4 protein-coding genes and 1 pseudogene are annotated in these 4,807 nt (G+C 36.6%); all 5 read right to left on the bottom strand.

The genetic code is table 11. From position 1 onward, the window contains the following. Window positions 1–930: glycosyltransferase (locus tag QVA17_RS12225; RefSeq protein ID WP_287389254.1), on the bottom strand; the 930-nt coding region annotated here is incomplete at its 3' end. A gap of 11 nt (window positions 931–941) precedes the next feature. Beyond that, a complete protein-coding gene (locus QVA17_RS12220; RefSeq protein ID WP_287389252.1) occupies window positions 942–2,309 on the bottom strand; it encodes an exopolysaccharide biosynthesis polyprenyl glycosylphosphotransferase in 1,368 nt (455 codons plus the stop codon). A 283-nt stretch (window positions 2,310–2,592) separates the two neighbouring features. Further along, window positions 2,593–3,072 carry a 6,7-dimethyl-8-ribityllumazine synthase gene (gene ribH, locus QVA17_RS12215; RefSeq protein ID WP_287389249.1) on the bottom strand — a complete coding sequence of 160 codons (480 nt, stop codon included), beginning with the start codon at window positions 3,070–3,072 and terminating at the stop codon, window positions 2,593–2,595. Window positions 3,073–3,134: 62 nt separating this feature from the next. Continuing rightward, window positions 3,135–4,346 (bottom strand): bifunctional 3,4-dihydroxy-2-butanone-4-phosphate synthase/GTP cyclohydrolase II, encoded by a 1,212-nt coding sequence (locus QVA17_RS12210; protein ID WP_287389248.1) that lies wholly within the window; start codon window positions 4,344–4,346, stop codon window positions 3,135–3,137. Window positions 4,347–4,397: 51 nt separating this feature from the next. Continuing rightward, window positions 4,398–4,807, bottom strand: a pseudogene (locus tag QVA17_RS12205) (riboflavin synthase); the annotation flags it as partial.

Below are 4,807 nucleotides of genomic sequence, written 5' to 3'. Positions count from 1 at the left end.
TGGAAGACCTGCTGTCATAGCTTCAAGTGGTGCAATGCCAAGACCTTCTCGAATAGATGGATGGATAAAGCAATCTGAGATTTTTAAAAGTTCATACACGTCGTCTCTATAACCTAGTAAGTAAACATTTTCAGAAAGCCCTTCTTTTCTAATAAATTCCTCGTAAACTTTAAAAAGCTTTCCTCTACCAGAAATCAAAAAGATACAATTTTCAAACCCTTCCCAGTTTTCCATCTTTAACTCTTTTACAGCATCTATAATCAATTGATGATTTTTTATTCTTTGCAGCTCTCCAACTGCTAAAAATACAAATTTATCTCCTATATTTAACTCTTGTTTTTTCTTAAAAATATCAACAAAAGTTCTATTAATCCTATCCTTATCCACACCAACTCCTGGAATATAGACATATTTTCTTGCATGAAACTTTATTTTAGCTCTTAAATAATCTTCCCTATTAATGGTAATTAAAATGTCTGTAAAGCGGCTTAAGAACTTCTCAACGGGATAATAAAAAAGCCAGTTCTTTATTGGCGCTCCCTCATAAAAATGAAAGCCATGAGCTGTATAGATAACTTTTACTTTATACTTTCTTGCAACTAATCTTGCCAAAACCCCGCCCATGGGATTGTGACAATGAATAAAGCTATAATTATTATCTTTAACTAGTTGTTCTAGTTGCTTTTTACTTCTTAAATTTTGAAAAAAATTATAGGGACTTCTAGAGATATCAATTGAATAAAAGCGACATTGATTGCTGACCAGCCATTCTTTAAAGTCCTTGGCAGCTTCCTCAGATAGCGCACCTGAACTTGTAAAATTGGCAACTACATCAACTTCATATCCAAGTTTTTTTAAGATTAAGATATTGTCCTTGTTAAACTTCTCCTGCATATAAACAGTAGTTGTCAGCATCATAACCCTCTTCATCAAATCCCCACCTAACTTATAATTTTTTCTGCCTCTCTAAGTATTTCATTTTTCTTCTTTGCAAATCCCTCACTTGCCTCTGGAATAAAGACTGTTTTTACAGTGAGTAAAATCAGCTTAATATCCAAAATAAAGCTCATATCTTCAATATAAATTAAGTCCAGTTTCAGCTTATCCTCTGGGCTTGTGTTATACTTTCCATAAACTTGGGCATAACCTGTTATGCCACCTTTAACTCTTTTTCTATATTTAAATTCCGGTAATTTTTTTTCATAATCTGATACTAGTAATGCAGGTTCAGGTCTTGGACCTACCAAGCTCATTTGTCCGATTAATACATTAAAAAGCTGAGGTAACTCATCAATTCTATTTCTTCTAATCTTCCTACCTACACGAGTTATTCTTGTATCGTCTTTAACTGCCGGCCTAAATCCATTTTCATTATTATCAGCTCTCATACTTCTAAACTTAAGCACCTTAAAGACTCTTCCATTAAGGGTCTCTCGCTCTTGCTTAAAGAAAACCGGGCCTCCATCATCTAGCTTTATAGCAATGGCAGTCACAAGCATAACTGGGCTAAATAAAACTAAAAGTATAAAGGAAACTACTAAGTCAAACACTCGCTTAACCGCATATAATGCCCTTTTATCCGCAATTGGATTGTAGTGCATAATTGGTGTGTCGATGAAATTTTTGATCTCGCAATTTCTAATGAGCAAGTCCTCAATATCCGGCACAAAATAAAAAGACTGATTAGTTTCAACGCAAAACTTTATAAACTCGTTTCGCTTATTTCTAGTAATGCCTACAAATATAACGCGCTTAACGGATTTCATTCTAGTTTTGATAAGAGAATCATTTTCATTAACAATCTTACCAATCTTAAACATGTGAGAATACTTTCTTAAAAGCTTACTTGTAAAGTCCACTACCTCATCTTCTGATATGTTAGCGCCATAAATCACCAAAGTCTCTAATGGTGAAATCAAGACAATAAGCAGTTTCTTAGTTATGAAAACAATAGTCAAGCTAACGCTTAGCTGTAAAATGTAAATTATAAGGCCAGGCACGAAGCTAACGTAGTAATTTGCGATAATACAGGCAAGCACGTAAGCTAGCAAATCTGATAGCGACAGGCTTATAAACTGTGATAGCGTCGTTTCCCATATAGAATTTGACGCAAAATCATAAGCCCTATAAAGCTTAGCCAAATATCTGTAGCAAATGTAAAACAAGATTATAAATGCCACCATTCCGTAGTCCCTAAACTTCTGGAAGGCAAATTTGTTATAATATTCTATCCACACAAACGCAAACAATCCTACATTGATGGTGGTTAGGATTACCGTTGCGACCTTTGTTATTAACTTATTTTCCATAGTATTATCCTCATTATTCAAACCTATAAGTTGCTATGGTAAATAAGTATCATATATCCTCCCCTGATACCTAATTACACCATTATCAAGTTAAGTATATCAAGTTGTCCAATCACGTATTTTCACAAACTAGTTAAATTAGCTTGTTAATAATTTTTACTAATCTTATTATACAAATAGAAGATTAAAAAAACAATACTACATTGTCAAATAAATAAAAAATCTCAGTCGGAGCTTGTACTCCGACTGAGTTAAAGTCTAATTCTAATCTAATATTTAACCTTTAGCCTACATTTCTAAAAAGATTTACCATTTCAATAGCACCTTCAGCACATTCATAGCCCTTATTTCCAGCCTTAGTACCTGCTCTTTCAATTGCCTGCTCAATAGTATCTGTTGTAAGAACGCCAAACATTACTGGAATACCTGCCTCTAGCGATACATTTGCAACACCCTTAGATACTTCAGCACAAACGTAATCATAGTGGCTTGTGGCTCCACGAATTACAGCACCAAGGGCAATTACAGCATCGTAACGACCAGTAGCTGCTAACTTCTTGCAAGCTACAGGAATTTCAAATGCACCTGGAACCCAAGCTAAATCAATGTCCTCTTCGCTTACATTGTGACGAAGCAAGCCATCCTCAGCCCCTGAAATTAACTTGCTAACGATAAACTCGTTAAATCTTGCAGCAACGATTGCCACCTTAATACCCTTACCATTTACCTTCTCATCAACTAATTTTCCTTCTAAAACTCTCATTTTCTTTGTCTCCTTTATTCTTATATTTTATTAATACTCTCTTTAAAATGAAATAACTCCCACTATTCCTGTCTAAAATTTAGGATATGTCCCATTCTTGTCTTCTTTGTCTTTAAATAGAACAAGTCATAAGCTGTAGGATTCATCTGAATTGGTACTCTTTCCTTGATTTCAAGGTCGAAATCCTCAAGCTGGTAAACCTTATCTGGATTATTTGTAAGGAGTCTAAGGCTCTTAGCTCCTAAATCTTTTAAAATCTGCGCACCAATGTAGTATTCACGCATATCTCCTGGGAAACCAAGAGCTAAGTTAGCATCAAGTGTATCCATGCCCTGATCTTGTAGAGCGTAGGCCTTTAGCTTATTTACAAGGCCAATGCCACGGCCTTCCTGTCTCATGTATAAAAGTACGCCTCTGCCTTCAGCATCAATACTTGTCATAGCCGCTGCAAACTGCTGTCCGCAGTCACATTTCATTGAGCCAAATGCATCACCTGTTAAGCACTCAGAATGGACACGGCAAAGTAAATCCTTACCATCTCCAACCTCGCCCTTAACCAAGGCTACATGGTGTTCGCCACTGATTTTATCTACGTAGCAATGAGCCATAAACTCACCATACTTTGTAGGCATTTTAGTAACAGCCACACACTCCACAAGCTTTTCATGATGCTTTCTGTATTCCTGAAGAGCCTTAATTGTGATGTACTTTAAATTGTACTTTTTAGCCAACTCAATAAGGTCTGGTGTTCTCATCATTGTTCCATCATCCTTCATGATTTCACAGCAAAGACCAACCTCCTTTAAGCCAGCAAGTCTACACAAATCCACAGTTGCCTCAGTATGTCCATTTCTTTCAAGAACTCCATTAGGTCTTGCAAGTAACGGGAACATGTGGCCCGGTCTTCTAAAGTCACTAGGCTTAGCATCCTCACTTACCACTGCTCTAGCTGTGAAACCTCTCTCCTTAGCGGAAATTCCTGTTGTTGTATCCACATGATCTATGGATACCGTAAAGGCAGTGCCGTGGTTATCTGTGTTTGTTGTAACCATCTGAGGGAACTCTAACTTTTCACAGTAACTTGCAGACATCGGCATACATATAAGGCCTTTTGCAACCGATGCCATAAAGTTTACATTTTCAGTTGTTGCAAACTCAGCAGCGCATATAAAATCGCCCTCATTCTCTCTTGTCTCATCATCTGAAACCATGATAACTTCACCATTTCTTAAAGCCTCAAGAGCTTCCTCCACTGTGTTGTAATTAAATTCCATAGTATCCTTCCTTTCCTAAATCCCATTTATTAATAAAAATGTATCTCTCCCTTATAAAAATCCATTCATAGCAAGCATCTCCATACTTAGGCCCGTCTCGCTTATCTTTTTGCTTCCACTGCCATTATCTGCGCCAGCATCTAATCTAGCTCCTGCACAAAATCTCTGAATATACTTTCCTACAATGTCATTTTCCAAATTCACCAAATCTCCGACTTTTCTATTAGCCAAGACTGTGTTGGCTCTTGTATGAGGGATAATTGACACGCTAAAGCTTGTATCATCAAGACCTGCCACAGTAAGGCTTATTCCGTCAATTGTTATAGAGCCCTTCATTACAATACAATTTATAATCTCACTGCTAGCAGTTATCTTGTACCAATAGGCATTGTCATCTTGTCGTATTTTTTCAATTTTCCCCATGCCATCAATATGGCCTGAAACTATGTGACCTCCAAATC

The organism is Lachnospira sp. (genome assembly GCF_016290755.1).
Taxonomy (GTDB): Bacteria; Bacillota; Clostridia; order Lachnospirales; family Lachnospiraceae; genus Lachnospira; species Lachnospira multipara.
This window is presented reverse-complemented; position numbering and strand designations above follow the sequence as displayed.

What these genes read in the sequence shown, in the direction of transcription:
- QVA17_RS12220 (WP_287389252.1), bottom strand. Translation starts at nt 2,309, where the DNA reads ATGGAAAATAAGTTAATAACAAAGGTCGCAACGGTAATCCTAACCACC.
- ribH (WP_287389249.1), bottom strand. Translation starts at nt 3,072, where the DNA reads ATGAGAGTTTTAGAAGGAAAATTAGTTGATGAGAAGGTAAATGGTAAG.
- QVA17_RS12210 (WP_287389248.1), bottom strand. Translation starts at nt 4,346, where the DNA reads ATGGAATTTAATTACAACACAGTGGAGGAAGCTCTTGAGGCTTTAAGA.